Here is a 26,655-nt window from a genome sequence, read left to right on the forward strand (position 1 = left end):
TTTTCAGATGGCAGAAGAATCACAGACTGGCGAACGCTCAGAAGAACCCTCCGAACGAAAACTTCAGAAGAGCCGTGACGAAGGCCAGGTTCCCCGATCCCGGGAACTGGTCACCTTTGCTTTGCTGGCTTCAACCCTGGTTGCTTTATGGCTCAGTGGTGGATTAATTCGCGACCAGCTGTTTCAGGTTATGTACAAAAGCTTCAGGTTTGAAAAAGACGTATTGCGGCAGGAAAGCTGGCTGACGGATCACCTGATCGTCAGCATTACTCAGGGGTTCTCCGGCCTGCTGCCCTTTATGCTGATTGTCATTCTGGCCTCAATAGCCGCTTCAGCGGCTTTAGGAGGCTGGATATTCTCAAATAAACAGATACGACCCAAGGCTGAGCGCATCAGTTTTCTCAAAGGCATTAAACGCATGTTTTCTGCCAACTCCATGATTGAGTTGTTAAAGTCCATTGCCAAAATCTCGCTGCTGGCTTTTTCTCTCTGGCTCATTAATCAATGGTTCTTTCGGGATGTGCTCTGGCTCAACCGGCTGCCGATATTTCAAGCGGTTTCAGAGGGTCTCAGCCACCTTACCATGGCCATCACCATTCTGGTCAGTGCCCTGCTGTTGATCTGTTTTATTGATGTACCTTTCCAAAGATGGAACCACATGAAAAAACTGCGCATGACACACAAGGAAATGCGTGATGAAATGAAAGAGTCTGAAGGTCAGCCAGAGCTTCGTTCAAGACTGCGGGAGAAGCAACAGGAAATTGCGGGTCGCAGAATGATGCAGGCCGTTCCTTCGGCGGATGTCATTATCACCAACCCAACTCACTTTGCAGTAGCTCTGAAATATGATCTGGACAAGGCCAGAGCGCCCTATGTCGTAGCAAAAGGCGTTGACAGAGTAGCCCTGCGTATCTGCGCTGTGGCACGGGAATACAATAAGCCGGTGGTACAGTCACCCACGTTAACCCGGGTGATTTATCATACGACACAGTTAAATCAGGAAATTGCCGACGACCTGTTTTTGGCCGTTGCCCAGGTTTTGGCTTACGTCCATCATCTGAATGACTTTCAGGCCGGACGCAGAAGCAAGGCACCCGATTTACCAACACCGGAAGTCCCCAGCGCCTTCCGGGAAAAATGGGATAAGAAGAGACAATGATCAAGGAAGCTCAACGTCTGCTATACATGATGTCGCCCAAAAGCGGCAACCTGAATATCGGGATTCCGCTGATCGTTCTGATGACGCTCGGTATGGTTACACTGCCGATGCCGCCTTTTATGCTGGATGTATTCTTTACCTTCAACATCGCACTGTCTCTGCTCATCCTGTTAGTTAGCATTTACACACTTCGACCTCTTGAATTTGCGGTATTTCCAACCATCCTGCTGGTTTCCACTTTGTTGCGCCTTGCCCTGAACGTGGCATCAACCCGGGTGGTTCTTCTGAATGGACATACTGGCAATGGCGCTGCCGGAAAGGTGATTCAATCCTTTGGTGAGGTTGTTATTGGCAACAGTTACGTTGTCGGTCTGGTGGTGTTCTTTATTCTGGTAATTATCAACTTTGTCGTGGTCACCAAGGGTGCTGGTCGCATTTCTGAGGTGACCGCCCGCTTCACTCTCGATGCCCTGCCAGGCAAGCAGATGTCCATTGATGCAGACCTCAATGCCGGCGTTATTGACCAGCAGGAAGCGCACGACCGCCGGGAAAGTGTACGCCGGGAGGCAGACTTCTACGGCTCAATGGATGGTGCCAGCAAGTTTGTCCGGGGTGATGCTGTAGCCGGTCTGCTTATTCTTGCCATTAATATCATTGGTGGAATGCTGATAGGCACCATTGGTCAGGGGTTATCCGCCGGGGAAGCCTTTGCTGCTTATTCTCTTCTGACGATTGGTGATGGTTTGGTGGCCCAGATTCCTTCGCTGCTGCTCTCCACCTCTGCGGCTATCATGGTAACCCGAGTTTCTGAATCTGCAGATGTAGGGCATCAGGTTTCCGAACAGATGTTCTCTTCTCCGAAAGCTTTGGGCCTCACTGCCATGATTTTAATGGTGATAGGCATTGTTCCCGGTATGCCCCACGTACCCTTTCTCAGTCTGGGACTGATCGTGGCGTTTCTGGCCTGGTGGACCACCAACAAACATCAGAAGGATGAACCCGAATCCAGCCACTCTGCAGCCAATACAGAAGGTGTCAGTGAGTCATCACCTTGGTCCTGGGGAGATATTCCGCCTGTGGATACCCTGGGGCTTGAACTGGGTTATAAACTCATTCCTCTGGCAGATGAAAATCAGGGCGCACAGTTACTCACTCAACTGAAAGGCATTCGCAAAACCCAATCCCGGGAGCTGGGCTTTCTGATTCCCAGCGTGCATGTGAAAGATAACCTGAATCTGAAACCTGATAGCTACAATATACTGCTCAAGGGTGTCATTGTTGCCGAAGGACAGATTGAGCCCATGCGTTTATTGGCGATCAATCCCGGTGAAGTATTTGGTGAGATAAATGGTATTGCGACTTCAGAGCCTGCTTACGGACTGGAAGCACTCTGGATTGAAACCTCAGAGCGGGAACATGCCGTCGGACTGGGCTACACGGTAGTCGACGCTGCTACGGTTATCGCTACACACCTTAATAAAATTATTGATGAACACGCCAATGAGCTGCTTGGGCATGATGAAGTAGTGCAACTGCTGGATAAGCTGACTCACTATTCCCCAAAACTGGCTGAAGATCTTATTCCCAAGAAGCTGTCCATGAGTGTGTTTTCCCGAATACTCAGAGATTTGCTGACCGAAGATGTCTCTGTCAGTGATATTCAAACCATTGCCAGCACCTTGCTGGAGTCGTCTGAACGGATTACAGAACCACACCTGCTGACCTCTGAAGTTCGAATTGCCCTGCGTCGCAGCATTATCCAGAACCTGGTGGGCAACACCTCTGAAATACCGGTTGTCACCATGAGCTCAGAGCTGGAGCAGGTCATTATGCAAAGTTACCAGCAAGCCCGTCAGAGTAACGAGTTCTCCCCTGACACACTGCCACTTGAACCCCGAATTGCGGAGCAACTTCAGGTTCAAATGCCAGAAGTCTCTGCCAACCTTGCTGCTGAAGGAAAAGTGCCTGTTATGCTGGTCAATGCATCATTGCGCCCGGCCATGGCCAGATATGCTCGTCTATGCACCGAGGGTATGCATGTATTGTCGTTTAATGAAATCCCTGAAAATAAAGAAGTCATAGTGGTTGGCAAGATTGGCTGATTGTCTTTATCAGCTAATAGCGGTATGTTTTTTAATAACAAGAATTATCTGGTGATAAGCCAGTTATATGGAATTTCCCATGGAACGGAAATCTTTATCAAACAGTACCGAATCCAGCCTGTCGGGTGAAACAAAGACTCGCCGGGTTCATCCGCCTTCAAAATTCAAGGATCTGACGACTTATGATCTGACTAACCCGGATTATAAGATTCACGACCTTTTGCCGACACTTGAATTGATCTACCGGCGTTTTTCCCAATTATTTCGTCACAGTCTCACTGCTGTTTTTCGTCGCCCGGTAGATATTCATTTTGAATCGGTCGATTCCCTGGCAATCGGTGATTATCTGCATCAGGAAAATATACCTGATGTACAGTATATCTACCGTTCAACAACACTGAAGTGCGCTGGCTTCATGGCCCTGGAGACACCGCTTTTATATTCTCTTGTAGACATCTTTTTCAGTGGTACCGGTGAGTTTAACGAAAACCATCAAGAGGAACTGACCAACGCCGAAATTCGTATCATGGAACGCCTGCTAAAATCTGCAGCGGATGACCAGACCGAAGCCTGGAGCAGTATTCTTTCTTTCAAGATACGCCTTGCTGAAAATCACAACCGCCCCATATCCACCGTTTTTCGCTCAGATACCGAGATTATTCTCCTCAGCCGCTTCACTATTTCCCTTGGCTCCACAGAAAGTCCATTTCATATCATCATGCCTTATCAGGCTCTGGAACCGGTCAGAGAAAAGCTGCAGGCCTTTAAATTTACAGAACAGGATCCCACCTGGCAACGCAACATGATGGCCGGGGTTATGCAGGCTCCTCTGGAAGTCTCTGCCCGATTGTGCGAGTTGAAACTGAGCCTTCGCGATGTGCTGAGACTGAAAACGGGACAGATCATTCAGGCAGATATTCCCAGCAGTGTCACTGTCAAGTTGGCAGGCATTCCAGCCTACCGTGCTGACGTCTGCACTGTGAATAATATGCTGGCCATGAAAATTCTTGACTCTCTGTATCTAGACCAGAAAGAGTAGAGATCCACCAGCCCGAGGAAATATCATCCATGAGTAATGAAGAAAATGAAAACGAGCAGGAAATAGCTCCGTCACAGCCTGCAGGTGATAGTGTCAGTCTTCAGGACAGTCTGGAATCAGAAACCACCTCCAGAGAGCTACTGGAAGATACCAATAACCCGCCGCAGTCAGTCAGTGATCTGGGCATGATTCTTGACATTCCGGTGACACTGTCTCTGGAACTGGGCAGCACCGAAATTAACATTGGTGAACTAATGCACCTTAATAAAGGCTCAATTGTCGAGCTGGAGAAAGAAGCCTCCGAGCCTTTGGAAGTGAAAGTCAATGGTACTCTGGTCGCCTACGCCGAAGTTGTGGTGATCAACGATAAGTATGGGATTCGTTTGCTGGATGTCATCAGCGAATCAGAACGTCTGAAAAATCTGGCCTGACCCATGACTATGAGGTTGCTGATCTATGTCGGCCTGACATTTCTCCTTACTCCGTCACTCAGCTGGGGGCAGGAAGGCTTTCCATTAATGACTGTCACCAGTAATGGTGATTCTCAGGAATACAGTGCCAGTCTTCAGATTCTGATTCTGATGACAGCACTGAGTTTTATTCCTGCTGCGCTGCTGATGATGACGTCCTTTACCCGGATTATTATTGTTCTGGCCATTCTGCGTCAGGCTCTGGGATTACAACAGACTCCCCCAACTCAGGTTTTGCTTGGCATATCGCTGGCACTGACCCTGATTATAATGCAACCATTATTTGGGCTTGTTTACAGCCAGGCGGTTGAACCTTATCTGGATGAGCAGTTGACAATGATAGAGGCTTTAAAAAAGGCAGAAGTTCCTGTCAAAGATTTTATGCTGCGCCAGACCAGAGATACGGATCTGGAATTGTTTTATCAAATTGCCGATATAACGCCACCGATCGATGTTGCTGAAACGCCTTTCTCCATCGCTATTCCTGCTTTTGTTACCAGTGAATTAAAAACTGCTTTTCAGATTGGCTTTGTTATATACATACCCTTTCTGGTGATTGATCTGGTAGTGGCCAGTGTTCTCATGGCCATGGGTATGATTATGCTGTCGCCCCAGATGATTTCGCTGCCTTTCAAATTGATGCTGTTTGTTCTGGTAGACGGCTGGGCCATGATTATGGGTACTCTGGCATCAAGCTTCTTTTAACAACTCACTTTCTATCATTCGAGCTTTATCGCGAATAAACCGAACCTGGGCATAAAGTTTGAGAATTTCTCTGTGCGACTGTTCTGCCTGCCTTTGTTCAATGGAAGACCACTCGGGAACAGGAAGTTGTTTTAAATCATTGCCATGAATAAACGGCACCTGACTTTCTGTACAAATACTATCAAGCAACATTTTTCCGGTTTGCGAACGCAGGAATCGAAACAAAACAATAGAGCTATTGAGATAAGTATTTTTCTTCAGTCGAAGAATGACAAAGGACTGATTGGCCACCCAGTTTAACCCACAAACATCCGGTACAATGGCAATTCGCCCTGCCTGTCCCTTGATAACCAGTAGAACATCGCCTGGTCGCAGTAACTGTTGTTTTGCCCGCTTCAGCCCTTTTTCATCAACATGAATTTCTTTTTCAGGGTGCTCAATCTCTCCAGCCTCATTAATGTCATTGGCTGTTACTTCCAGAAATACCTGTTTTTCCAGACTATTATCACGCAGAGCTTGAGCTCTTATGATATCGACCTGTGACTCTAAATGACTGGCAGCTAAAGGCTTACCGAGTAAATCAATGCGTCGGGTGTCAGCACAATAATGTCCGGGATCAAGAATGACGCTACCCTGAATCAGCTGCCTTTTGTCCAGCTTTTTGGAGAAACGAGGGTTTGCTGTTTCTTCATTCATTTGTTCAAGAATGACATCAACATTATTCAGCTGAATTTTAGCTGCTCCCTTTTTGCGCACAGGGGTAACTTTGAAGTAATCGCTGCTGGCGTCTATCAAATGCACATTATCAGTAACTTGTCGTTTTGCCACCAGCACATAAAGTGGCGTGGCTCGTCCGGGAAGCAGTCCTTTAGGCAGTTTAATAATAGCGTGCAGCCTGTTCTGTTTTAATAACCAGCGGCGAAAGGCAATATGATGCTCGGTATTTTTCTGAAGAAACACCCCCGGCACAGCAATGACAACCTGTTCGGAACAGCGCCAGAACATATGCCGGATAAACAACATTTCTTCATTACGGACCTGGGTATCCAGCCGTTGGAAAATATCTCGAACTTCATTCACTTTATAACGGTGATCCGCTGTCAGAAGACCCACCCCATGATCAAACTTTTGTAGCTGGCCCGATTTAAAAAAAGCAGGTTCAAGTACCGGATGCCCCTGGGCAATATGAATATCCGGATTAATCAAAACACTCAAAGCATCCAGAGAATTGATAGAAGGCTGCTCAGAATAAATCTCGCCGGTGAGCGCAAGATCCGCTCCCAGAATAAAACTGTCTGCATTGGGCAGGTAGCAACTGCCAACTGATTCGGACAGTGCCTCCAGCAGTCCACCAATGGCTTCGGGCAATGCCGAGGAGAGAGGTCTGAAGCGACGATGCAGGGCCAGAGGAATCTCATTGTACTTCAGTAGCTTATGCCTCTTTGCAGTCATCACTGAGTGGCAGGCTCGGGTGATTTCATCTGTCGGGATCGGTCCAGGTAATTCATCGCTCTGTTGCCAGGCTATTTGCCAGATACGTTGATCTGTATTGGCAAATGTCACCGGTACTTTTTTCTGCCCGATTTCTCTGAACAGCTGCTCAAGTTCAGAATGATTGTCTGGCAACTCTCGCTCCGGCAAAAACTCCATTTCACACAACCTTGCCCAGGCAAAGAGCTGCCCCAGCAGAACCAGGTAAGCCTGATACCAGTTTTTATTCTGTAACGTACCCGGAATAAGGGCATTAACAATGTCGCGGCTCATAAAATCATTCTCTGACAGGGTTAATTTAATCGTTATTGACTAAATCATCTGCTGATTAGTTAATTTTTTGATAAAACATCTAATCAGACGCTGATTACTGTATTCAGCAAAAAATTAATGATGAATTCGAACCTTTCCTGTGCTGATAACTTCTGCATGCACAATTTTGCCAGAAGACCGGTTTCTTACCCGAATGGTTTCCTGTAATTCGCCATCATCCAGAGACATCCCGGACATAGAAACCTCCAGTCCATTCCCGCCGGCAATAATCTGGACGACTTCCCCCTTGCGAATCACATAGTCTTTTTCGAGCATATTGGCTGAAATCAGTTTCTGTGCACCAATACTGCGCTTGATAACTCTCCCCCTGATTTCATTGATTTCAGTAAAAAACTGACCTCTCAGCCTGCTGTAATCGGCTTCCCGAAACACAAGAGCATCGCTGGTCAGCCTCTGCCCTCTGGCCAAAGCACGAGCACTGTGAATAACAGGCACCAAAATCTTACTTTCAGTCATCACTGTCATTCGCCATTCCCCAGGGCATTCTACTGTTCGTTTGACCACTCCCACAGGCGGGCGCGTTCCGGAAACTGCAGAGACGGACAGGCTGCCTTTGCAAGTTCTTCGGGACTTACTGGCAGAAAGAGGGCGGACTTTAAGTTCATAGCGGGCACCGGGAATCGATTGAATAAAACCGGCCACTGCTTTTTCAACGGATTGATAAACAATGCGTTCAATCTCTTTTGCGAGGTCTGTATCAGAAGAGGTGTGAGGAGAAAATAGCGAGGCGATGAGTATGGATGATCTAAAAAGCGGTCTGAAATGCGGTATGAAAAGCGGCATGGATGCTTCCCTGCATAAAGTACCTTATGAAGCATCAGGTTAACCTTTAAATCAGTGATTGCCAACGGGCAATCCACTGGATTTTGTTATTAGCTTGGGGAGCGAGGTAAGGGGCAGAGCTGGAGAGCTACTCATACCATGGCTTATAGCTATAAGCCAAACTCCCCAGGGATCTTACAGCATCTTTTGAAAAAGAAGCCAATGCTTCTACAACCGAAGCCTCCTGACTTTCTTCGCCTTGATTGAAAGAAAGCCTAAGGGTTGTATCGCACTGACGGGCAGGACCCACTCGATCACAGACATACCTGAATTGGTACGATTCGATAAGGCATAGAATCAAGTGCTCCAGACATATCATTTTGCCCTCCAAATGAGAACACGCTTTTAAGATTTCCGGCTTTTTCCCCAACGCCTTGTAGAATCTTTTGTCGCCACTCACCAGCAACATTTGCCCATCTTTTATTGCCCTATATAATAAAAAAGCTTCCCCATGGTCAAAAGAGTCCTGCAAGGTAGACAGCAGAAAGACATCCTCGACGTGTGCTTCTTTCATTCTGGGGATTGCTTTTATTTCTTTTGTGATCCTGCTCCTGACTGAAGGTTTGTTGTATCCGTATTGTTTATCACCAAATATTTGTTTTTCAACCACATGAGGCATTGCTTCAAGAGCACGGAAGCCATTTAACTTTAAGTACGTGGATGCTTCAACCAGAAGGCGGCAGCAGGAAAGTTTATAAGCAGCATCGGTATCGATCAAACCGAACATTTACCCATTACTCCTTTTGGGTTATACAAGACGACTCAAAACGTACCTGCTATCTCTGGGGATTTCTGCTTCATCAATGTTTTGCTTAAGAGCGTCTCTGACATACTCAACAGCATCGTAGCGGCCACCTATAGTTTTCAACGCAGCGTTGCCAACAGCTATAAAGTTCTCGTCATGCGCGTAGTTCAGTGCAATGTGCCCCGGCTCAACCTGGTGCTTTCGCCCAGAATCTATGGATGCCTTTGCCAACTGCCGACCTGTCAGTCTCCCACTTTTTGGGCCAATCCGGGTACGACTACTACCTGTAAGAAGTTTTAAGCCATATGCCGTTGCCTCTTTTTCTTTGGAATTATCGTCATCACTGTCAATAACTTCATCAAGGTAGCCGGCACCCTCTTTCACATGACCACAACCAATGTGACCTATTTCGTGAGCGAGGATAAAGAGCTGCCAGGAAGGGTTGCTACTTTTCTTGGCCAACACTATTACTGGCCGACCATCAACGTCAACAACCATGCCTTCAAACTTCTTGGCACCTTTGGGTAAACGGCTCAAATAAATGACAGGAATACCACGGCTCCAACAATAATCAACCAGGTTATCAAATTCCGTCCAAGGGTGGTTTTTCAATATCTTCTGCCGGATCAAACCAGCATTTTTAGGCAAAGGCTTATATTCCCTTACTGCTGCTGACGCAACCAGCTTAGCCATGCTTATGGCTAGAGATTGACTAAGTACAAGCTGATCTTCTTTTTTATTTTTGGTGAGCTTGTAATGGACATTTTCAGCAAGCTGAAACTTTATACTCCTACGGTTATCGAGTAATGAAGCAAGATCCAACCCGAGATTCTTCGAAAAATGCATTTTCAGCAATAACATCGACTGTTCTGATTTTTCGAGGCTCTTATCCCACCAGACGGGCATCAAATCATTAATAAAGGCAGCGGAAAAACCTGTGCTGGCTAACCTATTTACTAATTTTTTCATTGGGTTGGCGACGGTCATAGGCTACCTCTTATTTTGCCAGCAGCTCAAAGCAGCGCGTGATTGTATATTGTTATCGACAAGACACAACTCTAGCGCACGAAAATTTAAAAACCAAACAGAATTATCGAGGGGAGCGCTGCAGCAGTCGATCTGTCTCCTGAAGTTCATCCCGAAGCTGTTTTTGTTGCTGTTGTTCGGTTTCTTTGTTTTTTAAATGTTCAACGCCGCTGGTCATTCTGCGCTCTTCTTCCAGCCGCTGATTAATTTGCTCGAGATTTCCAGACTCTGCTTTTATCTTCTCTTCCAGTAATACAGAAACATCTTCAAGCAATTCAACAAACTGATTGCGACCCCAGCAGGATAGTGATGAAAGTTTTTCTCCAGGACGACTATCGCAGGATTTCCGGGCATCATTCAACAACTCTTTCTGGGCGTTGAGTGAAGCCAGACTCTGCTCAGCATGCTGTTTCTCTCTTTTAGTTAGCTGGCTCTTTTTTTCCAGTGCGGACTGTGCTTTTTCCAGACGCCGGACTTTGTTCATGATGTAACAACCTGATCAGATCGCCAGATATGTATCAGCTGTTCAATACTGCCGGTGAGATCAACCTGTTCATAACGGCTCTGCTGCAGAAAACGCTCCATCTGCGGACGGTATTCAATGGCTTTATCCAGCTCAGGATCAGCACCGGGTTTATAAGCACCTATCGCCATAAGTTCTCTGAACTCATTATACCGGGCATGGAAGCGTCGGAACGCCTGGGCGCACTTTTCATGTTCTTCTGTTGTCAACTGAGACATTGTTCTGCTAATGGAGGCTTCCAGATCAATGGCCGGGAAATGCCCTCTTTCCGCCAACTCACGACTGAGCACAATATGCCCATCAAGGATGGAGCGGGCAGTGTCTACTACCGGCTCCTGCATATCATCACCTTCTGCCAGTACGGTATAGATGGCCGTTACCGAACCTTCGCCGGTTCCCGTTCCCGCCCGCTCCAGAAGTATTGGAATCTTACTGAATACTGAAGGAGGAAAACCTTTCGCTGCCGGAGCTTCGCCCACAGCCAGGGCAATTTCACGGTGAGCCTGGGCATAGCGGGTGAGGGAGTCCATCAGCAGCAGAACCGTTTTGCCCTGGTCTCTGAAATACTCAGCAATTTGATGACAGTAGAGTGCAGCACGAATTCTTCGGACGGGCGACTCATCCCCGGGGGAGGCCACCACAACCGCTTTTTCCCGACCGTCCATACCCAGAATCTGGTCCACAAATTCCTTTACTTCCCGACTGCGTTCACCGATCAGACCAACCACTGTAACATCAGCCCGGGTATTTCGGGTCATCATACCCATAAGCGTGCTTTTGCCAACGCCACTGCCGGCAAACAACCCTACTCTTTGTCCTTTTCCCAGAGTCAGCAGACTGTCGATAACTCTCACTCCCACTTCCAGTGGCTCATCGACCGGCTTTCTGGCCATGGGATTAAGAGGGGAGGAATGAATTGAGATTCTGTCAGACAGGCTCAAGGCAGAGGAATCAAGCGGCTTACCCATAGCATCCACCACCCGCCCTAACAGTTCTTCCCCCACAGGCATGGTGTGATTGTGAGAAACGGGAATAATTTTGTCTCCCGCTGCCAGGCCTTCCATTGTCGTTGACAGGGGCATCAGAAACTGACTGGCCCCGTCAAAGCCAACCACTTCTGCTTCTACCTGACGACCACTGCGCATATTGATATGACAAAGTTGGCCAATGGGCAATCGCAACCCTTGGGCTTCCAGAAGAAGACCTTTTATGGCTGATACTTTCCCGGATAATTTGGCAACAGGTACTGTCTTCAGTTTTTCAATCAGATCATCAGAAAGAGACATTAACCTGCATCCTCCATTGCGGCAGGCAAGTTTTCACGAATGATATCGAGACACTCCACCAACCGGGATTCCATGCGCGCTTCCGCTTCTGTCTGGCTGGACATAATACGGCAGTCGTTTATTTGTAATTCGTGATCTTCGACAACCTGCCAGGCTGCACCAAAGTCAGGTTTGAGTGTCTTGAGCAACTCCGCATTGACCGGATTCACATGAATGGTGTACTGAGTATCCTCGGGCATGATACTCAGAGTTTCCCTGACAACAGAGACTATCTGTTCCGGAGAAGTCATCAGTTCCCGGCGCACTACCTGACGACAGGTTTCTTCTATAACTTTTCCTAGCCAGCTGATCTTTTCGTCACGACCATAATTGCCACCAGAGCGAAATTCAGACATTTCTTTTCGCAACAGGGATACCAGTTTTTTCTGTTCTTCAGTGGCAATACGCCCACCTTCTTTGACGCCCAGTTCTCTGCCTTCTTCAAAGCCCATTCGGCGACCTTCTTCCACACCTTTGGCATAGCCTTTCTCAATACCCTGCTCCAGGATACTCTGCAAAACTTCCGCAGAAGGCTCAATGGATTCCTGAGGTTTCGGTACTGTATTCTCAACCGTATCGACAGGCTGGGAAGCACTATAGTCAGGTTGCTGATCTACCTCTGAACGCTCTGGATTCTGAGATTCACCGGGCTTCTGGTGAACCGGAAAGAGAAACCGTTTGAAGGCCGCTGTTTCAGGCTGCCATATTTTTTGTCTGTTTGTCATGAACCAACCTGTTGTTAGTATTATGAAAAACGTGATAGATATTGGTTTGCATTACCCAATCATCTCGTCCTCATCATTAAAGCTCAGCTCTATCTCACCGGATGCCGCCAGCTGTCGCGCTGCCCGAAGCACATCATTTCGGGCAGACTGAACCTGGCTGGCACGCACCGGGCCGAGGTTTTCAATATCTTCAAGCAGGAATTTGGCGCTTCGTTTGGTCATGGTGCCTACCACAGAATCAACCATCTCCTGAGCAGCCCCCTTGAGCGCCAGAGCCAGAATATCCTGGCTGACCTCCGCCATGACCTTACGCAGCGCATCTTCATCCAGACGCATAAGGTGTTCAAAGAGGAACATCTGTTGTTCAATTTGCTCAGCCAGTTTTTTGTCCTGCTCCTTAAAGTAATTCAACAGACTCTGCACCGAAGTATCATTCATCCGGTTCATTATATCGGCCACCTGACGAAGACCACTGACGGTGGTATTCTGGCTGGTGCTCATTTTGCCGACATTGGCATCAAATATAATGTTGAGTTCTTCAATAATGGATGGGTGCAATTCCTGCAGTCGGGCGACTCGTGACAATAGATCCTGATGACTCTTGGCTGGAAGGCGCATTAATACATCGGTAGCCTGCGTGGCTCCCAGATAGGTCAATACCACTGCCTGAAGTTGTGGGTGCTCATCAACAATCAGTTCAGTGATGGCTCCCGAGTCCATCCATTTCATCGCTTCCAGGCTATTGCTCTCACCACCAAAAATAGAGTCCATGACCCCTTTTGCTTCTTTATCACCCAGAGCCAACTTCAAGGTCTTGTTAAGATAGCTTTTTGAGGAGCCGGACAAGGCACTATCGTAGCGATAGGTGTGGAAAAACAGGTCCAGCACTTCCTGAACCTGATCTCTTTTCAATGGTGAGATGGTCGCCATGGTCGTACTGATCTGTCGAACTTCCCGCTGGCTAAGGTGTTTGAATACCTGCGCCGCACCTTTTTCCCCGAGACTGAGCAGCAGAATGGCTATGTCTTTGGGCGTCGGCTGCCTTGACGGCAAGACTCTCGGATTATCACTCATAACTGTTCATCCATAGCTTGATCACCTGTGCTACCCTGGCAGGTGCCTTAGACGACAACTCTCGCATCTGAGTCACCTGAGTTTCAAAATCGGCTAACTCGGGTGGCAGCAGATCAAAGGTGTCATCAAAGATCACTTTCCTGCCTTTCTGGTCAAACTGGGCACCACTTTCCTCGGGCGGAGGAGGAGGTAATACGTCCGGCTCCTCCATCTTGATGGTGATCTGTTTCATCAAGGGTCTTAAAAGAAATATAATCACGAGAATACCCAACAAAGTGCCGCAACCATATTTGACGAAGTAGAGAACCTGCGGCTGTTGCCACCACGCCAACCCAACAGGTTCAACATGAGTGACTGGCACAAAGGGTGCGGTGTGAATACTGATCTGATCACCACGGGCCTGATCAATACCTGTTGCATCAATGATCATTTGTTGAATCGTGGCAATTCTTGCCTGGTCCCAGTTACCAATACCCAGAGCTTCATCAGGCTGCTCATTGAGAACGACTGCAACGCTCAGTTTTTGTACTCTGCCCTGCTGGTTGGCCACCTGCCTGATCACTTTATCTACTTCATAATTACGGACAAACTCTGACTGGACATTATTGTTTTGCTCTGCTTCAGCCTGACCTTCTTCTTCCGGAGGCTGATTGCTGAGCGCTCCAGGTATGCCTCTGGCTCCCTGCCCACTGGTTGCCACTTCCCTTCCCTGCTCGCTTCTCAGCACCGGAGCACCAGGCTCATATTGCTCAACCGTCTGTACTACCTGTTCAAAATCCACATTGGCGCTCACTTGAGCTCTGAAGTTGACAGCACCCACCAGTGGCTCCAGCAGGGCACTAATGCGCTGTTGAAAATGAGCCTCAACCTGGCGCTTAAAGTCCAACTGTTTACTGGCTTCACTGAGCGCACTGTTGCCCAGTAAAATATCGGAAGAGAGCAGTTTGCCGGACTGGTCAATGACAGAAACATCGCTGCGATTCATATTGGCGACACTGGCGGCTACCAGATTCACGATGCCTTCAATCTGCTCATTGCTCAACCTGTACCCCGGAAACAGATCGACAAACACTGAGGCCGATGGTTTTCCCTGTTTGCGAATAAAGCTGCTCTGCTTGGGCAGAGCCAGGTGGATTCGAGCATTACGAACGGGTTTCAGGCTGATGATGGTCTGAGCCAGCTCGCCTTCGAGACCGCGCCGGTAGCGGACATTTTCCACAAACTGGCTGGTACCGATCTCCTGCCCATCCAGAGTTTCCAGCCCTTCCGGCATTCTTGCCTGAACTCCGGATACAGCCAGCTGCATACGGGCATCAGAGAGTCTTCCGGCATCCACCATTACCTGACCCGAAGCAGGGTGAATTTTATAAGCAATATTGTTTTGATCCAGCACATTGACGACACTGGCCACATCATAGAGTTCCTGATTGCCATACAGTGGCTGATAATCGGGAGATTGTGACCAGAGCCAGAAAACCGACATCAGGGCAACAGAAACTGCAAACAACACCATCAGCACCAACTGATAGCGGCGATCTTTTTTCACCACTTTGTTGGCCCTTTCCAGGGCTTCCCGCCATACAGGCTTCACTTCTTTTTCTTCTGGTGCCGACTCCGGGGCAGCCTTTGTATCTGATTCTGCCATGGTATTTTTCTACCTTAAATCTGCATACGCATGATGTCTTCGTAAGCAGTCACTGCCTTATTACGGACCTGCATCAGCGCCTGAAAGGAAATACTGGATTTCTGCATGGCAAGCATGGTGCCTATGAGGTCATCACTTTCCCCGGTTTCAATGTTGTGCATCATGCTGCTGGAATGTTGTTGCAGATCATTAACCTTTTCGATGGCCTGTTGCAGCAGATTGCCAAAACCGGTGGTAGTCACAGCTTCAGATTCAATTGCGGAAGGTAAAATCGGAGCAGGTCGGTTTTTCAGGAGTACACTGAGGGAATCCGGGTTAAGACCTTTGATGTCCATTGAGCCGCCATCCACTATTGTTCTGTGAAATATTGTTCTTTAAAAGAGCCTGGTGAGAGCAGGCTCTTTCGTAGTTGACGATTTATTGTCAGAATTATTTATCGGCGGCTCAGGGTAATCTTTACCCGTCGGTTTTTATTTCTTCCTTCAACAGTTGCATTGGTGGCGACAGGATAGCGGTCACCATGAAAGCGCATGGTAAGACGCTGTTCGGGAATACCTTTTGATCGTAAATATCTATAAATCCGGCTTGCACGCACTTTTGACAGCTGAAGGTTTTCCAGCCTGTCACCCCGGGAATCTGTGTGAGCGTCAATGGCGACATTGGTTACACTTTTATCCACCAGAATATAGGTGGCCAGATCATCAAGATGTGATAACTGCTCAGAGCTTATACGAGAGCCTGAAGAGGAGTAATAGAACAGTGTTTCTTTTGCCTGTTCGTAGTTCAGAGCCAGCAATTCTCCATAACATTTATAAAATGTTGCTGCTGTTTTTTGGAAATTCATAGCGGGTATTTTAATATGAACAGGGTTAACTGCTTCCCTCTCAATCTCAATAACCAGCTGATGACCCTGTTGCATATCTTCCACAACACGGGCAACATTAATTCTCATTTCAAACTGTTTATCCGGCTCTGCTTCAACACCTCCGAGAGCGTTCAGATAATGGCTATGACGCCAGGGTGATTGCTGAACCCCAACACGAATATGTCGGGCTTCTTTAATGAAAAAATCCGGTTCCAGGGTTATATAATGAATGCCTCCGGCAGCCGCATTCAAAACGATACTACCCAGCCCCGTCACTTTGCTGTTCATGCGACACTCGAAACGGGAAGTGGTCAACTCCCATTTATGGAGACTGAGTTCCTGAGGGAATTCTCTGACTGAGTTGGCTGATGATCGGGAAAGCAGCAGCAAGGAGAAGCCAAAAATCGTGAGGCCAAAAATCAACAGTTTCTGAAATCGCCGCAAATCATCAGAAAACAACATGCTGATCAGCCCAGCTTTCTTTCGCAGATGCCCTGTTGGTTATAGGGCACAGGTTCCTGACTGGAAAAAACCACATCAATAATCTGGTTAGTACTGGCAGCCAAACGACTCAGCAGTTTGCCGTTTGCCTGATTCAAACTGCGGCAGCGACCTGCTGTGATTTCCAGTTGATGCCATTGTTTCAGTGTGATTTCAGACTTGGGAGTAGAAGCTATAATTTGCAGAAAAGTTCGTATACCTGCCGGGTCCGGTGACAACCCCGCTTCTTTCAAATAATGCTCTCGCAGGGATGCATTCAGATGCAGCATGTCCAACAGTTTGACCTGAGTTTCCAGATGAGTTTCCAGAGCTGCAATATCCCTTTCCAGCATCAGGTTATGGGCCTTGCTCAGAACAGCTTCAAGTTTGCGGGTTAAAGCCAGTGCATCTCGAATATTATCCAGCAGTTTTTTTTCAGCAGAGACGTTATAGGTACCACTTTTATTGTCATTCTTTTCTGTGGTCATCAAAGTCATCGGAAAGCTCCAGAATTTTATTGGCAAGCACTTGATAATCGACCGGCATCTCACCTTTTTTAATGGCGCGCCGAATGCTTTCCACTTTTTTACTGTCAATTTCATCTATGGCTGACAGAGACTGGAACAGTTCTTCAATATTCTGGGCTTCACCGCTCAACTGCAAACGATCATTATTGACTTTAGGGGGCTCGACAGCTTTCGCATCATTCTTGACTGCACGCTGACTTGCTATTGGACTAGCCGCTTTTTTTGGCCCGGTGCGATTTATTCCTGGCATCCTTTTCACCACTCGTATGTGATGGGTACAGAACTCCAATCGGCAAGGTGTCAAAAAATATTAAAATCCCCTGAAATGAGGATTTTTTTTTGCCCATGGCCCGTCAGAAATAATTGAACAGAGACAACTGCTTGATGTTGGCATAAACCTGCTGGCTGGCATTGAGCAGGGTCTGCTGCTGAGCCAGATCGGTAGCAGCCTTTGTCATATCAATATCTTCAAGGGATGAGTGAAGTTTTTCCAGCATCAGTTTGATATCGGCATGGCTTTCACTCACCCGGTCAAGCACACTCTGATTACTGCCAGCCTTGGTCTGGGCGATCCCTATCCTGTCCAGAGTGTCATCAATCCATGTCAATGCGTCAGAGAGAACGGTGTTTAAACTCACAGGGTTTCTCAGTTCATCCACTGCATCAGACAGAGCATCAAAGACACTGTCCGTTGGTGGTGTAGCGGCTGGGTCAAAAAACAGATTTTCTCCCGGCTCATTAACCGGTATCTGGGCAGAGCCGCTGATATTGACCTGGCGAAAGTTATTATTGCCATAGTATGAATAATCACCAGCGACTTCATCAACAGGCTTCTGGGTGCTCAGGGTTCCGGAGAAAATATATTGCCCGTCTGCCTGCTGATAATTGGCCAGGCTTAACAGAGACTTACTGACCGTATCCAGTTCCTCTGCCAGTGGCACATAGTCCTGGTCAGTCAGGGTTCCGTTGCTGGACTGCAAAACAATGTCTCTGGCACGCCGCAGTTGCTCAGTCATTCCACTGTACAAAACATCTTGCTGTTGCAGCATTCTCCTCGCCGAATCAATATTATCTTCATACTGTCCTATTGCCGTTAATTCATTATTGATCTGAAGAATTTTTACTGTATCAACGGAGTCATCTGATGGTTGCAAGATACGCTTTCCGCTTGCCATCTGGTCAGTGGTTACAGCCAGCCTGGCCATACCGTCCTGCATAGCCCTGAGCATAATATTATTGAAATTGATGCTGCTGATACGCATGTTTTCGGCTTCCTGTTTTAATCAGAACATTCTCAGCAATGAATCAAATGTCTGCCGGGCCACTGAAATTACCTGAGCATTGGCACTGTAAAGTTGCTGAAAGCGTAGAAGGTTGGCGGCTTCTTCATCCAGATTGACACCGCTATAAGCATTGCGGCTCGCTTCGGCCTGCTCAAACAGCTTTTTACCGCCATCGGCTTCTGTTTTCGCCTGAGAAGTCTGTACCGCAATATCGCCAATAAACCGGGTATAGCTTTCAGTCAGACTACTTTGCCCTTCTATCAGAGCATCATTCTGAAGCTGAATAATTGTCTGCAAGTTTGAATTATCGGCCACGCCGCCACCGGGTGCTGCCAGAGCCAGAGCAAAAGGTTCCGTCAGAACCGCATCAAGGTCTCTGGCACCATAACGCACCGGTGACAACCGGTAAGCCTGGTCAGTAGCGGTGCCGTCGATATCAATTTCAACACCATCAAAGTTCAGGGTATCGGTACCGGCACCGGATAAGCTGCCACTGAATTGAACCCCGTCGTTCAAACGGGTAATAACATAGTTGCCGGTGTTATCTACCCGCAGATCATAGTCGCTGGCTTTGACTTGGGAACTATCCGTAATTCTCATATCAGACACTGCGGTAGAGACAACGTCCAGGGAAAATATACCACTGGCAGGATTTGTCAGATCTGAAAAAAGGTCGACACCGGCGTTGCCATTAACATCTTCCCCAAGTCGAAGCTGGGCATTGATCGTCGATGATATGACTACTGCCAGACGTCCAATCTCATTTTGAGCCTGTCTTAAAGTGCCATTCTGGTAATTCAGGATGCCACCAATGCTGCCTCCCGGATCACCGTGTACCTTCAGAGAGGCAGAATCACTTTCAAACTCCAATGAAAAGCCATCAGGGTTGCTGGCTGATCCGCTCACATTCAGGTCGTTTCTCTGATCACCGACCAGCAGTGGCTGCCCTGATTTCAGATAAATATTAATACTGTTATCTGACTGCTCCAGAACATTGATGCCCATCAGCTTTGATAATTCTTTGACGGCCAGATCCCGCTGGTCAAACATCTCGTTAGCAGCCTCACCACTGGCACTGATCTTCTTCAGCTGGTCATTATAGCCGGCAATATTTGCCAGCAAACCATTCGCTTCTGCCACCGCAGCCTCCAGCTGCCGCCCGACCAGCCCCTGATGACCTGCAATTTGGTTATTCAGTGTCGTAAACTGCTGAGCCAGTTTATTACTTTCGCTGAGTATGACTTGCCTGGCAGCACTGGAATAAGGATCAACCGTTGCGCCATTGAGCGTCGTAAAGAAACTCTCAAGGCCTGAGGTAAGAGAGGTGCTGTCATCGCCCAGCCACTGGTCCAGCGAATTGATGTATTCTGAAAAAGTGGCTGTTTTTTCTGCCAGAGATTGGCTCTCCCACATCTGGGCAGTAAGAAAACTATTGGCTATTCGCTCGACACTGGACGCATTAACACCGGTTCCCTTGGTACCGATTCCCGGATGCAAAGTGTAAGTCGGGTACCAGTAAACCCTTTGACGGCTGTAGCCTTCTGTTTCGGCATTGGCAATATTATTACTGGCGACATTAAGCGATGCCTGGCTGGCCTGTAATCCAGAAATACCTATCTGTGTCAGACTCATGTCATCTACCCCGATTAACGTTCAACATCAAGCCCGTCGTCTTTATCACCCAGCTGCCTTACCAATGCCTCAGCGATACCCAGCCCGCCTTCTTTACCCAGATGTCCGGCAATCTGGCTGTCAAACATCGACTGAAAAAACTGCACATCCTTGCCCGACGTCGGCAAGTCTGAGCTGCTCATCATCGCTTCATTGGCCCTGCGCATACTCTTGAGTAATTCGTTAACAAATATGGCTTCAAAGGCTTCTGCTGCTTCTTTCAAATCCTCGGGAGCTTTCCCCTGACCGGAGTCCGGCTGATAAATACCGGCCAGATGTTTAGCCGACAGAGTGCTACCAATATCCATATCGAACGCCCTTATCGTAAATTCTATTTAAATCACAATTAATTCGGCTTCCAACGCCCCGGCTGCTTTGAGCGCCTCAAGAATTGACATCAAATCTGTGGGTGTCGCCCCGACACCGTTAATAGCCATGACCACTTCCTGCAAAGTGACTCCTTCCTTAACCATATAGATAGCGGCATTCTGCTCTTCTATTGTCACATCACTGTTTAATATGACTTCTGTGCCTCCTCCCTGAGAGAATGCACCAGGCTGTGATACCGAAGTTGCCTGCCGGACTTTGACGACCAGGTTGCCATGACTGACTGCAGCCGGACGAACACGAACATGCTCGCCCATAACCACAGTGCCTGTTCTGGAATTGAAAATAATACGTGCCGCAGGATCTGCCGTTTCAACATTCAGCCCTTCGAGCATGGACATAAAGGCCACCCGCTGGCTACTGTCTTTGGGAGCCGAAACCAGAATAGAGACACCATTACTGGCGTTGGCGACTTTGGGGCCAAAGTGATTATTAATGGCCGTCACTACCCTGCGAGCATTGGTATAACTGGGTTCTTTTAAATTCAGTACCAGCTGTTCCCCAAAGTTGAAAGCGCTCTTTACTGAACGTTCAACCAATGCACCTCCGGGAATGCGACCGGCGTTAGTACTGTTAATCTGTATAAGGCTACCAGCGACCGGAGCATCCGCCGTTCCTGCCAAACCCTGAGCAGAAACTCCGCCCACAATCAGACTGCCCTGGGCCACTGCAAACACCTCGCCATTAATACCTTTCATCGGTGTCAGCAGCAGAGTTCCACCTCTGAGGCTCTTGGCATCACCAATAGAAGAGACGGTTACATCGATTTTCTGACCCGGACGGGCAAAAGGAGGCAAACTGGTATGGACGGTGACCGCTGCAATATTTTTTGAATTCACATCAGAACTGCTGATGGTCAATCCAAACTCTCTCAGCATGTTCACCAGCGACTGTTTGGTAAACGCTGATTTATCTCCTGTGCCATCAAGCCCCACCACCAGACCGTAACCAATCAGCTGATTATTTCTGACACCTTCAACATCCACCATATCCAATAAACGACGGGCACTGGCATTACCTGCCACAACGAGCATAAGAAAAATGATTCCCCATCGTGTTAGAGACATAGTGACTCCTGTCAAAAAGGAAACCATGGACTGTTAAGCATCTTGCTCACCCAGCCTGGTTCATGGGCATCCGAGTTAATGCCTAATGCCACGTAATCAATTTTTGCTTCTGCCAGTCGCTCAGACGAAACCTTGTTATCTGTTTTGATATCTTCTGGCCGGACCAGTCCGCTGATCTTGATCAGCTCCTTACCCGAATTGATGGTCAGCCATTTTTCTCCCTCGACCCTGAGGGTGCCATTGTTGAAAACCTCGACCACCTTCACGGCAATATTACCTTTCAGGCTATTACCACGACTGGCGGAAGTATTGCCTCCGTAAGTTCTGGAAGGCTGAATTTCAAAGGCCAGAGATCTGCCCCCGCCAAGAATCGATGCACTGCTTTTACCAAGCAGAGTGGGATCAGGAATGCTGATGGCATTATTTTTGTTGACATTACTTAAACCACTCATGCTGATATTCGTGGTACCTTCCAGCTCGATGGTAAGAATATCGCCCAACCGATAGGCACGACGGTCGGAGAACATAAAATACCCGTAGTTGGCATTAAACAGGCTGCCGTTGGGATAAACAGCCTGGTTGTGGGAGTTCCCCTTTTGAAAGGCAACTTTATCGAGAGCCATTTTTTCCGCTTCAGGTTCAGGACGCTCTGTCACTTGCTGTTGATTACCAGCAGGTCGGGTGTCCCCCTGACGGGGTGCAGTCGAACAACCCAACAACATAAAAATGGCTATAAAACACAGAAGTCTCATTCCCTGCCCTCTATCCAGCTCTCTATCCAGCCCTGTTAAAGAGTCTGGTTAACAAACTGCATCATTTCATCAGCCGCTGCTATGACCTTGGAGTTCATTTCATAGGCCCGCTGTGCTGATATCATATTGACCAACTCTTCCACTGAGCTGACATTGGATGTTTCCAGAGTAAACTGTTTCAGCGAGCCCAGACCTCCCTCACCGGCAGTGCCTTCTACCGGATCACCACTGGCGTTGGATTGCAGGTACAGATTCCCCCCCAGAGCCACCAGACCAGCCGGATTAACAAAATTAACAACGGTGATCTGGCCTATTTCTGTCGGTTCAACCTGCCCCTGAATGGTTGCCATAACAATGCCATCTTCACTGATACTGATTCCGGTAGCGTCAGCGGGCAGGGTAATGCCAGGCTCCAGGGGCAAACCACTGGCGTTCACTATTTGACCATCTCCATTCAGATGAAACTGACCATTTCTGGAGAATGCAGCGGTTCCATCAGGTTGAGTAAACTGAAAAAAACCATTCCCGATGATCGCCACATCCAGTGCCTGTTTCGTGGTTTCATAACTGCCGGGAGTAAACACTTTCTGGGTTCCGGTAATTTTTACGCCGGTTCCTATCTGCAGGCCGGAAGGCAGTTCGTTGTCCTGGTCTGACAGCGCCCCCGGTTGTTTTTCAATGTGGTAAAAGAGATCTTCAAAGCTGGCCCGATCCCGTTTGAAACCGATGGTATTGACGTTGGCCAGGTTGTTGGAAATGATGGACATCTGCTTTTCCTGAGCAGCCAGCCCTGTTTTACTGACCCATAATGCGGGATTCATCGGCTCGTCCTCTGAGCTATAAGTTGTTATCTGCTGTCAGTTACTGATCTCTGACTAAACGGTCACCTGCGGTAGCCATGTCGCCAGCGGTTTTCATCAGCTTCATCTGGGCCTCAAACTGTCGGCTGAGGCTTAAAAACGACACCATTTCTTCCAGAGCATTAACGTTGCTGCCTTCAAGAAAACCACTTCGTAACCTGACTTCCGGGTCGGCCTCCAGCTCTCCACCCTCAATCGAACGAAAAAGCCCGTCTGCGCCTTTAGTAATTTCTGTAATAGCCGGGTTCACCAGCTTTAACTGACCTGCCTGAACAGGATTGCCGCCCTCAGCAGGCACGATACTTATTGTACCGTCTACACCAAAGGAGACAGATTGATTATCCGGTAACTGAAGAGGCCCGCCATCTCCGATAACGGCATACCCCTGGGCGGTCAGTACATTACCTTCATCATCTATTTTTAACTGTCCGGCTCGGGTATAAGCTTCATTGCCATCACTGCCCTGGACTGCAAACCAGCCACTGCCACTGATCGCAACATCCATTGCACGACCGGTAGTCTCCATCGCACCACTGGCAAAACGACTACCGAGTCCTCGCATTTTGGGCATTATTCGCGATTCAAGGCCATCACCCTTCATTTCCACAGCCATACTGCTGACAAAATCCCGACGAAATCCGGGGGTAGAGACATTAGCCAGGTTATTGGCATGTACCTGTTGGGCTTGCATGGCCAGATTGGCTCCGGCTGTGCTGATATATAGAACTTTATCCATCAGATAATATTCATCAGTGCCTGAGTAAGGTTGTTACTGGTTTCAATGGTTTTGGCATTGGCCTGATAGTTACTCTGGGCCTCAATCAAACGAACCAGCTGCAAAGAGATGTCGACATTGGATTGTTCAAGTGCTCCTGACTCCAGGGAACCCATAACACCCGCTCCCGGAATACCCAAAGCAGCATTACCTGAAGCAAAGCTTGACTGCCAGAGGCTGTCCCCTATTGGAATCAAACCACTGTCGTTAGCAAAATCGGCCAGAACGATCTGCCCCTGAACCTGGGTTTGTCCGTTGGAGTAAAGCGCCTGAAGAATACCGTCAGCAGTAATCTGAATACCGTTGAGTGAGCCCGGAGGAAAACCATTCTGGGTTACCCGGTTTACCGATGAGTCAGTGCCCAACTGAGTGAAATCTGAAAAATCGATGTTGAAGCTCATCGCGTCAGCACCGGACAGCCGGGCATCCCCGGCTGGAATACCCAGAGTGACCGCGCCGCCAACAGGGGTTGCCAGTGTTCCATCGTTATTAAATGTGACCGGCTGAGTCAGGTCCGGCCCCTGCCCATCAAAATAATATTCAATGTTCCAGGCGTTATCTGCAGTTTTTGCAAAATACATACTGACGGTGTGCGATCCACCCAGACTGTCATTAACATTAAATGCCATGGTGGAATTAAAGGTAGACCGGTTGGTTGGGTCTATTGCCACAGCGGGCGTAATGGCATCCGTTCTGGCATCCAGATTGGCAAGCGTCACCACATCGGTAGTTGCCTGGGCGGGTATAGAGGTCTGGTTGATTTTCAGGTCAGTCTGGGTACCGGCCAGTACGTTGCCTGATGCATCCGCTGAATACCCCTGAAGCCTCAGGCCCTTATTATTGACCACATTATTATTGGCATCTAACTGAAAGAAACCGGCTCTTGTGTAATTCATTTGGCCATTGTCATTAACGACAAAAAAACCCTGACCATTAACCGCCATATCAAGCGCATTATCTGTTGAAGTAATACTGCCCTGTGAGAACTGCTGACTGATAGATGCCACCTCAACACCTGCCACCTGACCATTACCACTACCTATTGAAGAGGCATAAACATCAGAAAATTCTGCGCGGGAACCTTTAAAGCCAATAGTATTACTGTTGGCAATATTATTACTGACTATTTCCAGATCCTGCTGTGCAGCATTTAATCCGGTCAACCCGATTCTAAACGACATTCTCCACCCTCCCTGACAGTCTTATTTGCCAATTGTTGAGATAGAAGACAGTGGCACAGATCCCATGCCTTCAAGCCTTAATTCACTTCCGGAGCCGGTCATATTGATACCGGTCACCGTAGATTTCATAGACAGCTTTCCGCTGTAGGCTTCATTGCCACTGACTCCGGTCGCAGTGACTGTGTATTGCCCGGGAGCAAGATCATCCAGAGTGAATGGAACAATACCCGCCGATTGTTGTCCCAATGATTTGGACTGAACCAGGCTACCATCCGGCGTATAAACCCTGATAAGAACGTCCGAAGCATTGACCTGCAACTCGGTTCGCCCGCTGTATTGACCTTCCTCTTCCACCGACAGGCTATTGGAGTCAACCCAGACTTCTTTCCCTACCAGTCCGGCGGCCCCCAGAGACTGGGACTGCTGAAGCGAACTGGTCAGACCGCCAATTCGATCATCAATTGAGTTGAGGCTTTCAACAGACGATATTTGCGAAAGCTGTGTCAGCATCTGGTTGGTGTCCATCGGCGCCAGCGGGTCCTGGTTGTTCAATTGTGCGATGAACAATTCGATAAACTGATCCTGGTTGACCTGCAGCGTTCTACTGTCATTGTTCACAGCGTTAACGCCGCTGCCTGATGAGACCGAATTAATGCCTGTCATAATTCTCCTTTTTACTCACCAAGCGACAGCAGTCGTTGCTGTAATTTCTTGGCGCTAACCATAACTTCCATACTGCTCTGGTAGCTGCGAGTGGCCGACAGCATGTCAGCCATTTCCTGCATCACATTGATATCGGGATAGAAAACATAACCCTCCTGGTCCGCCAGAGGATTATCTGGCTCATATCGTTTATTTTTGGCACTCGGTGGCATTTCCAAAACATCGTCAACCTGCACCAGGGCAGCTCCCTTATTTTCTCCAACAGCCTGCTTGTAAATGGCAGAAAAAACAGGTCTGACAGGGCGGTAAGCTTCTTCGGGCGTGCTGCCTGCACTGGAGATATTAGCCAAATTACTGGCAATGGTATTCAGACGAACCATCTGAGCATTCAGTGCCGAACCGGATATTTCATAGAGGTTGTCCAGTTTCATTTATCGACCTCCCTTAACAGCCTGCTCAAGGGAGCCTAGCTTTTTACGGAGAAAAATAAGACTGGTTTGAAAGTCCATGGCATTCTGAGAGAAGGCTGCCTGCTCAACGCCCAATTCTACCGAGTTGCCATCGGTAGTTTGATGGAATGGAATACGATACATCATTGAATTATTTTGCTCAGTGGGTGGCATTTCCAGATGCCTGCCGTCGGTGGTGGCGCCTCCGGAAAGTTGCTCATTCAAGATGGTTTTAAACTCTACATCACGGGCTTTAAATCCCGGTGTATCAATGTTTGCCAGGTTTCCGGCAATGACTTCAGCACGGACTCCCCGAAACGCCAGCGCTTGGGGATGAACACCCAACGCAGATTCAAAACTGATGGCCATAGGAGTTAAGCTCCTGCTTTATCGTTATTGATTTACTCCTAATCAACGACAATCCGGTTTTTACTCATTGCCAGACTAAGCAGCTTGCAGCAAAAACAGATTGTCGGTTTCAATGCTCCCTCTGTTACTCAACTTGCTCTGA

The 26,655-nt window shown here is 48.1% G+C and carries 29 protein-coding genes; 5 read left to right on the top strand and 24 right to left on the bottom strand.

What is annotated here, in order from left to right; all coding sequences use genetic code 11:
- The first annotated feature begins 7 nt into the window (after positions 1 to 7).
- From flhB to fliP, 5 genes are all read left to right on the top strand, one after another.
- Positions 8 to 1,159: a flagellar biosynthesis protein FlhB gene (gene flhB / locus ACOMG9_RS19645; RefSeq protein ID WP_422412729.1), complete on the top strand. Its 1,152-nt coding sequence runs from the start codon at positions 8 to 10 to the stop codon at positions 1,157 to 1,159.
- Positions 1,156 to 3,261, top strand: coding sequence for a flagellar biosynthesis protein FlhA (gene flhA / locus ACOMG9_RS19650; protein WP_494529271.1), 2,106 nt, complete (start codon positions 1,156 to 1,158; stop codon positions 3,259 to 3,261). Before flhB ends, flhA begins: the two co-directional genes overlap by 4 nt.
- A 79-nt stretch (positions 3,262 to 3,340) precedes the next feature.
- Positions 3,341 to 4,300, top strand: coding sequence for a flagellar motor switch protein FliM (locus ACOMG9_RS19655; RefSeq protein WP_494529272.1), 960 nt, complete (start codon positions 3,341 to 3,343; stop codon positions 4,298 to 4,300).
- 29 nt (positions 4,301 to 4,329) lie between these two features.
- Positions 4,330 to 4,731: a flagellar motor switch protein FliN gene (gene fliN / locus ACOMG9_RS19660; protein ID WP_448218138.1), complete on the top strand. Its 402-nt coding sequence runs from the start codon at positions 4,330 to 4,332 to the stop codon at positions 4,729 to 4,731.
- Between the two features lie 9 nt (positions 4,732 to 4,740).
- Entirely contained in the window at positions 4,741 to 5,475 is a 735-nt protein-coding gene (gene fliP / locus ACOMG9_RS19665; RefSeq protein ID WP_448218661.1) for a flagellar type III secretion system pore protein FliP, read from the top strand.
- On the opposite strand, the gene ACOMG9_RS19670 is transcribed toward fliP, so the two are convergent.
- From ACOMG9_RS19670 to flgB, 24 genes are all read right to left on the bottom strand, one after another.
- The gene (locus tag ACOMG9_RS19670; protein WP_494529273.1) at positions 5,461 to 7,239 is read right to left on the bottom strand and encodes an N-6 DNA methylase; all 1,779 of its coding nucleotides are present in this window, start codon (positions 7,237 to 7,239) and stop codon (positions 5,461 to 5,463) included. The genes fliP and ACOMG9_RS19670 overlap by 15 nt on opposite strands.
- Before the next feature lie 114 nt (positions 7,240 to 7,353).
- On the bottom strand, positions 7,354 to 8,082 hold the full coding sequence (flgA, locus tag ACOMG9_RS19675) for a flagellar basal body P-ring formation chaperone FlgA (protein WP_494529274.1): 729 nt from the start codon (positions 8,080 to 8,082) through the stop codon (positions 7,354 to 7,356).
- A 127-nt stretch (positions 8,083 to 8,209) separates the two neighbouring features.
- On the bottom strand, positions 8,210 to 8,848 hold the full coding sequence (locus ACOMG9_RS19680; protein WP_448218141.1) for a hypothetical protein: 639 nt from the start codon (positions 8,846 to 8,848) through the stop codon (positions 8,210 to 8,212).
- A 21-nt stretch (positions 8,849 to 8,869) separates the two neighbouring features.
- Positions 8,870 to 9,853, bottom strand: a complete 984-nt coding sequence (locus tag ACOMG9_RS19685; RefSeq protein ID WP_448218142.1) for an ImmA/IrrE family metallo-endopeptidase — start codon at positions 9,851 to 9,853, stop codon at positions 8,870 to 8,872.
- Positions 9,854 to 9,956: 103 nt separating this feature from the next.
- Complete coding sequence (locus tag ACOMG9_RS19690) at positions 9,957 to 10,376, bottom strand: hypothetical protein (RefSeq protein WP_448218143.1); 420 nt, start codon at positions 10,374 to 10,376, stop codon at positions 9,957 to 9,959.
- Positions 10,373 to 11,701, bottom strand: a complete 1,329-nt coding sequence (locus ACOMG9_RS19695) for a FliI/YscN family ATPase (RefSeq protein ID WP_448218144.1) — start codon at positions 11,699 to 11,701, stop codon at positions 10,373 to 10,375. Before ACOMG9_RS19695 ends, ACOMG9_RS19690 begins: the two co-directional genes overlap by 4 nt.
- Complete coding sequence (locus tag ACOMG9_RS19700) at positions 11,701 to 12,465, bottom strand: FliH/SctL family protein (RefSeq protein WP_448218145.1); 765 nt, start codon at positions 12,463 to 12,465, stop codon at positions 11,701 to 11,703. The genes ACOMG9_RS19695 and ACOMG9_RS19700 overlap by 1 nt, the downstream gene beginning before the upstream one ends.
- Before the next feature lie 51 nt (positions 12,466 to 12,516).
- Entirely contained in the window at positions 12,517 to 13,539 is a 1,023-nt protein-coding gene (gene fliG, locus ACOMG9_RS19705; protein ID WP_448218146.1) for a flagellar motor switch protein FliG, read from the bottom strand.
- Positions 13,532 to 15,184: a flagellar basal-body MS-ring/collar protein FliF gene (gene fliF, locus ACOMG9_RS19710; protein ID WP_448218147.1), complete on the bottom strand. Its 1,653-nt coding sequence runs from the start codon at positions 15,182 to 15,184 to the stop codon at positions 13,532 to 13,534. The genes fliG and fliF overlap by 8 nt, the downstream gene beginning before the upstream one ends.
- Positions 15,185 to 15,198: 14 nt before the next feature.
- Positions 15,199 to 15,519: a flagellar hook-basal body complex protein FliE gene (gene fliE / locus ACOMG9_RS19715; RefSeq protein ID WP_448218148.1), complete on the bottom strand. Its 321-nt coding sequence runs from the start codon at positions 15,517 to 15,519 to the stop codon at positions 15,199 to 15,201.
- Between the two features lie 98 nt (positions 15,520 to 15,617).
- Positions 15,618 to 16,511 carry an OmpA family protein gene (locus ACOMG9_RS19720; RefSeq protein WP_448218149.1) on the bottom strand — a complete coding sequence of 298 codons (894 nt, stop codon included), beginning with the start codon at positions 16,509 to 16,511 and terminating at the stop codon, positions 15,618 to 15,620.
- Between the two features lie 5 nt (positions 16,512 to 16,516).
- Entirely contained in the window at positions 16,517 to 17,026 is a 510-nt protein-coding gene (flgN, locus tag ACOMG9_RS19725) for a flagellar export chaperone FlgN (RefSeq protein WP_422135160.1), read from the bottom strand.
- Positions 16,998 to 17,306, bottom strand: a complete 309-nt coding sequence (flgM, locus tag ACOMG9_RS19730) for a flagellar biosynthesis anti-sigma factor FlgM (protein WP_422135161.1) — start codon at positions 17,304 to 17,306, stop codon at positions 16,998 to 17,000. Before flgM ends, flgN begins: the two co-directional genes overlap by 29 nt.
- A gap of 103 nt (positions 17,307 to 17,409) precedes the next feature.
- Complete coding sequence (gene flgL / locus ACOMG9_RS19735; RefSeq protein WP_448218150.1) at positions 17,410 to 18,318, bottom strand: flagellar hook-associated protein FlgL; 909 nt, start codon at positions 18,316 to 18,318, stop codon at positions 17,410 to 17,412.
- Positions 18,319 to 18,339: 21 nt separating this feature from the next.
- Positions 18,340 to 19,971: a flagellar hook-associated protein FlgK gene (gene flgK / locus ACOMG9_RS19740; RefSeq protein WP_494529275.1), complete on the bottom strand. Its 1,632-nt coding sequence runs from the start codon at positions 19,969 to 19,971 to the stop codon at positions 18,340 to 18,342.
- 14 nt (positions 19,972 to 19,985) lie between these two features.
- On the bottom strand, positions 19,986 to 20,318 hold the full coding sequence (locus ACOMG9_RS19745; RefSeq protein ID WP_448218152.1) for a rod-binding protein: 333 nt from the start codon (positions 20,316 to 20,318) through the stop codon (positions 19,986 to 19,988).
- Positions 20,319 to 20,345: 27 nt separating this feature from the next.
- The gene (locus ACOMG9_RS19750) at positions 20,346 to 21,464 is read right to left on the bottom strand and encodes a flagellar basal body P-ring protein FlgI (RefSeq protein ID WP_448218153.1); all 1,119 of its coding nucleotides are present in this window, start codon (positions 21,462 to 21,464) and stop codon (positions 20,346 to 20,348) included.
- Between the two features lie 11 nt (positions 21,465 to 21,475).
- Positions 21,476 to 22,216 (bottom strand): flagellar basal body L-ring protein FlgH, encoded by a 741-nt coding sequence (locus ACOMG9_RS19755; RefSeq protein WP_448218154.1) that lies wholly within the window; start codon positions 22,214 to 22,216, stop codon positions 21,476 to 21,478.
- A 35-nt stretch (positions 22,217 to 22,251) separates the two neighbouring features.
- A complete protein-coding gene (flgG, locus tag ACOMG9_RS19760; RefSeq protein WP_448218155.1) occupies positions 22,252 to 23,037 on the bottom strand; it encodes a flagellar basal-body rod protein FlgG in 786 nt (261 codons plus the stop codon).
- A gap of 40 nt (positions 23,038 to 23,077) precedes the next feature.
- Positions 23,078 to 23,812: a flagellar basal-body rod protein FlgF gene (gene flgF, locus ACOMG9_RS19765; protein WP_448218156.1), complete on the bottom strand. Its 735-nt coding sequence runs from the start codon at positions 23,810 to 23,812 to the stop codon at positions 23,078 to 23,080.
- On the bottom strand, positions 23,812 to 25,032 hold the full coding sequence (flgE, locus tag ACOMG9_RS19770) for a flagellar hook protein FlgE (protein WP_422135169.1): 1,221 nt from the start codon (positions 25,030 to 25,032) through the stop codon (positions 23,812 to 23,814). The genes flgF and flgE overlap by 1 nt, the downstream gene beginning before the upstream one ends.
- 21 nt (positions 25,033 to 25,053) lie before the next feature.
- Complete coding sequence (locus ACOMG9_RS19775) at positions 25,054 to 25,695, bottom strand: flagellar hook assembly protein FlgD (RefSeq protein WP_448218157.1); 642 nt, start codon at positions 25,693 to 25,695, stop codon at positions 25,054 to 25,056.
- 11 nt (positions 25,696 to 25,706) lie between these two features.
- Positions 25,707 to 26,126 carry a flagellar basal body rod protein FlgC gene (gene flgC, locus ACOMG9_RS19780; protein WP_448218158.1) on the bottom strand — a complete coding sequence of 140 codons (420 nt, stop codon included), beginning with the start codon at positions 26,124 to 26,126 and terminating at the stop codon, positions 25,707 to 25,709.
- Positions 26,127 to 26,513 (bottom strand): flagellar basal body rod protein FlgB, encoded by a 387-nt coding sequence (gene flgB / locus ACOMG9_RS19785; RefSeq protein WP_448218159.1) that lies wholly within the window; start codon positions 26,511 to 26,513, stop codon positions 26,127 to 26,129.
- Between the last annotated feature and the right edge of the window lie 142 nt (positions 26,514 to 26,655).

This window comes from Endozoicomonas sp. PH6C, from assembly GCF_059322965.1.

What these genes read in the sequence shown, in the direction of transcription:
- flhB (WP_422412729.1), top strand. Translation starts at nt 8, where the DNA reads ATGGCAGAAGAATCACAGACTGGCGAACGCTCAGAAGAACCCTCCGAA.
- flhA (WP_494529271.1), top strand. Translation starts at nt 1,156, where the DNA reads ATGATCAAGGAAGCTCAACGTCTGCTATACATGATGTCGCCCAAAAGC.
- ACOMG9_RS19655 (WP_494529272.1), top strand. Translation starts at nt 3,341, where the DNA reads ATGGAACGGAAATCTTTATCAAACAGTACCGAATCCAGCCTGTCGGGT.
- fliN (WP_448218138.1), top strand. Translation starts at nt 4,330, where the DNA reads ATGAGTAATGAAGAAAATGAAAACGAGCAGGAAATAGCTCCGTCACAG.
- fliP (WP_448218661.1), top strand. Translation starts at nt 4,741, where the DNA reads ATGAGGTTGCTGATCTATGTCGGCCTGACATTTCTCCTTACTCCGTCA.
- ACOMG9_RS19670 (WP_494529273.1), bottom strand. Translation starts at nt 7,239, where the DNA reads ATGAGCCGCGACATTGTTAATGCCCTTATTCCGGGTACGTTACAGAAT.
- flgA (WP_494529274.1), bottom strand. Translation starts at nt 8,082, where the DNA reads ATGCCGCTTTTCATACCGCATTTCAGACCGCTTTTTAGATCATCCATA.
- ACOMG9_RS19680 (WP_448218141.1), bottom strand. Translation starts at nt 8,848, where the DNA reads ATGTTCGGTTTGATCGATACCGATGCTGCTTATAAACTTTCCTGCTGC.
- ACOMG9_RS19685 (WP_448218142.1), bottom strand. Translation starts at nt 9,853, where the DNA reads ATGACCGTCGCCAACCCAATGAAAAAATTAGTAAATAGGTTAGCCAGC.
- ACOMG9_RS19690 (WP_448218143.1), bottom strand. Translation starts at nt 10,376, where the DNA reads ATGAACAAAGTCCGGCGTCTGGAAAAAGCACAGTCCGCACTGGAAAAA.
- ACOMG9_RS19695 (WP_448218144.1), bottom strand. Translation starts at nt 11,701, where the DNA reads ATGTCTCTTTCTGATGATCTGATTGAAAAACTGAAGACAGTACCTGTT.
- ACOMG9_RS19700 (WP_448218145.1), bottom strand. Translation starts at nt 12,465, where the DNA reads ATGACAAACAGACAAAAAATATGGCAGCCTGAAACAGCGGCCTTCAAA.
- fliG (WP_448218146.1), bottom strand. Translation starts at nt 13,539, where the DNA reads ATGAGTGATAATCCGAGAGTCTTGCCGTCAAGGCAGCCGACGCCCAAA.
- fliF (WP_448218147.1), bottom strand. Translation starts at nt 15,184, where the DNA reads ATGGCAGAATCAGATACAAAGGCTGCCCCGGAGTCGGCACCAGAAGAA.
- fliE (WP_448218148.1), bottom strand. Translation starts at nt 15,519, where the DNA reads ATGGACATCAAAGGTCTTAACCCGGATTCCCTCAGTGTACTCCTGAAA.
- ACOMG9_RS19720 (WP_448218149.1), bottom strand. Translation starts at nt 16,511, where the DNA reads ATGTTGTTTTCTGATGATTTGCGGCGATTTCAGAAACTGTTGATTTTT.
- flgN (WP_422135160.1), bottom strand. Translation starts at nt 17,026, where the DNA reads ATGACTTTGATGACCACAGAAAAGAATGACAATAAAAGTGGTACCTAT.
- flgM (WP_422135161.1), bottom strand. Translation starts at nt 17,306, where the DNA reads ATGCCAGGAATAAATCGCACCGGGCCAAAAAAAGCGGCTAGTCCAATA.
- flgL (WP_448218150.1), bottom strand. Translation starts at nt 18,318, where the DNA reads ATGCGTATCAGCAGCATCAATTTCAATAATATTATGCTCAGGGCTATG.
- flgK (WP_494529275.1), bottom strand. Translation starts at nt 19,971, where the DNA reads ATGAGTCTGACACAGATAGGTATTTCTGGATTACAGGCCAGCCAGGCA.
- ACOMG9_RS19745 (WP_448218152.1), bottom strand. Translation starts at nt 20,318, where the DNA reads ATGGATATTGGTAGCACTCTGTCGGCTAAACATCTGGCCGGTATTTAT.
- ACOMG9_RS19750 (WP_448218153.1), bottom strand. Translation starts at nt 21,464, where the DNA reads ATGTCTCTAACACGATGGGGAATCATTTTTCTTATGCTCGTTGTGGCA.
- ACOMG9_RS19755 (WP_448218154.1), bottom strand. Translation starts at nt 22,216, where the DNA reads ATGAGACTTCTGTGTTTTATAGCCATTTTTATGTTGTTGGGTTGTTCG.
- flgG (WP_448218155.1), bottom strand. Translation starts at nt 23,037, where the DNA reads ATGAATCCCGCATTATGGGTCAGTAAAACAGGGCTGGCTGCTCAGGAA.
- flgF (WP_448218156.1), bottom strand. Translation starts at nt 23,812, where the DNA reads ATGGATAAAGTTCTATATATCAGCACAGCCGGAGCCAATCTGGCCATG.
- flgE (WP_422135169.1), bottom strand. Translation starts at nt 25,032, where the DNA reads ATGTCGTTTAGAATCGGGTTGACCGGATTAAATGCTGCACAGCAGGAT.
- ACOMG9_RS19775 (WP_448218157.1), bottom strand. Translation starts at nt 25,695, where the DNA reads ATGACAGGCATTAATTCGGTCTCATCAGGCAGCGGCGTTAACGCTGTG.
- flgC (WP_448218158.1), bottom strand. Translation starts at nt 26,126, where the DNA reads ATGAAACTGGACAACCTCTATGAAATATCCGGTTCGGCACTGAATGCT.
- flgB (WP_448218159.1), bottom strand. Translation starts at nt 26,513, where the DNA reads ATGGCCATCAGTTTTGAATCTGCGTTGGGTGTTCATCCCCAAGCGCTG.